The sequence below is a fragment of the Deltaproteobacteria bacterium genome (assembly GCA_016218975.1).
GTDB lineage: Bacteria > Desulfobacterota > Deferrimicrobia > Deferrimicrobiales > Deferrimicrobiaceae > JAENIX01.
The window spans coordinates 1-2,002 of the sequence record JACRCO010000074.1; the positions used below are offsets into that span (position 1 = coordinate 1).

The window sequence follows — 2,002 nt, forward strand, 5'->3', positions numbered from 1 at the left end:
CTCTTCCCCAACAGCAAGATGCTGGACGAGTTGGTTTACAAGGCCATCATCTGGGGGTTCCCGTTCCTGACCGCAGGGATCATAACGGGTGCCGCGTGGGCGAACTACGCGTGGGGGACGTACTGGTCGTGGGACCCGAAGGAGACCTGGTCGCTGATCGTCTGGCTGGTTTACGCCGCGTTCCTCCATGCCAGGATCACACGCGGTTGGCATGGAAAGCGCGCCGCGATTCTCTCGATCGTCGGTTTCCTCGCGACGATCATGTGCTACCTGGGCGTCAACCTGGTGCTTTCGGGTTTGCATTCATACGGAGGTTCATGACACAGCCGTAAAAGCCGTCATCCTTTACAGTACGGACAGGGAGGTGCCGCATGCGGAAGTTGGCCGTTTCCATCGGGGTGGCCGTACTTGTTCTGGGGATAGGGATGCTATGGTGCGGCGAGTCGCTCGCCGCGGACGCTTGTGTGACGAAAGACTGCCACGCCCGGATGGGCAAGGCGGCCTGGGTGCACGGGCCCGTCGGCGTCATGCAGTGCACGGTGTGCCACGGCGAGGGGAAGAAGGGGCACCCCACGCGGAGCAAGCCCGACTTTAAACTCGTGGCGACCGGCAAGGCCCTTTGCGAGAAATGCCACCAGCCGGTCGACAGGTTCGAGTACAAGCACACCCCCGTGCGAAAAGGGGAGTGTACGGGCTGTCACGACCCTCACCAGTCTCCCGCGCCCAAGCAGCTCAAAAAAGTTAAAACCGCCGAACTCTGCTACATGTGCCACAAGAATACCCAGCAGGTGAAGAAATACCAGCACGGTCCCGTCGCCACCGGCGACTGCAACGTGTGCCACAACCCGCACTCCTCGCCGAACCCCCACCAGCTCGTGGGCAAGGGGAACGAGGCCTGCTTCCTGTGCCACGAGGACCGCAAGGCCGAGTTCACCCGGAAATACCCGCACAAGCCGGCGCAGGAGTCGTGCCTGAAATGCCACGACGCGCATAACGCCGACCAGCCCTTCATGCTTTCCACCGAAGGGAAAGCGCAGTGCCTCGGCTGCCACAAGAAGATGGCCGAGCAGCTCGCCGCCTCGCCCGTGAAGCACGGGGTCCTCGTGAAATCGCCCTGCACTGCATGCCATACGCCGCACTCCTCCGATTTCCCGCGGCAGCTTAAGGCGCACACCAAGGACATCTGCTACACCTGCCACAAGGACATGGGCGGGAAGGTGCGCGCGGCGAAGAACCTGCACGGGCCGGTGCAGCAGAACGACTGCTACGCCTGCCACGACCCGCACGGGAGCAAGAACCCGCTGATCCTGAAGAAGTACTTCCCGGCGGAGTTCTACAAGCCGTACGCGACCGAGTCCTACGCCATCTGCTTCGACTGCCACAACAAGGACATCGCCCTCGACAAGATCACGATGAAGCTCACTGGCTTCCGCAACGGCGACGTGAACATGCACTTCCTCCACGTGAACAAGGAGAAGGGGCGTTCCTGCAAGGCGTGCCACGAGGTCCACGCGGGCGACCAGGACAAGCACATCCGGAAGGAAGTGCCGTTCGGCAAGGCATGGATGCTTCCGATCCAGTACACGAAGACGACGAACGGCGGCAATTGCATCGTCGCCTGCCACAAGCCGAAGGACTACAACCGCGTAAGCCCCGTGAAGTACGAGTAGGAGGAGGCCGTGAGCCGGCTCCGATATCGCGTTCCGCTGTACGCATTCACGGTGATGTTGACGCTGTTCCTCTCGACGGTTCCGGGCACGGGATCGGCGTTCCGGAACGTCAAGGAAGGCTCCCCGGCGATTCCGTTCACCCTGAAGGATTCCGGGGGCAAGGAAATCGCTTTCACGCCCGGCTCGGGAAAAATCACCGTGGTGTCGTTCGTTAAACTGGCGCAGGACCGTTCGCGCGACCAGATAAAGGATCTTGTCGAACTGTCGAAGGAGCTGTCTCCGAAGGGGGTGGAATTCATCGTCGTCTCGGCCTATACGGACACCCCCGATGA

3 protein-coding genes are annotated in these 2,002 nt (G+C 61.5%); all 3 read left to right on the forward strand.

Annotated elements, in window-relative coordinates; all coding sequences use genetic code 11:
* The coding region (ccsA, locus tag HY896_11195; protein MBI5576914.1) for a cytochrome c biogenesis protein CcsA at positions 1 to 321 on the forward strand (321 nt) is incomplete at its 5' end.
* A gap of 50 nt (positions 322 to 371) precedes the next feature.
* On the forward strand, positions 372 to 1,670 hold the full coding sequence (locus HY896_11200; protein MBI5576915.1) for a cytochrome C: 1,299 nt from the start codon (positions 372 to 374) through the stop codon (positions 1,668 to 1,670).
* A 9-nt stretch (positions 1,671 to 1,679) separates the two neighbouring features.
* Positions 1,680 to 2,002 (forward strand): redoxin domain-containing protein (locus tag HY896_11205; GenBank protein ID MBI5576916.1); only part of this gene is annotated, 323 nt, incomplete at its 3' end.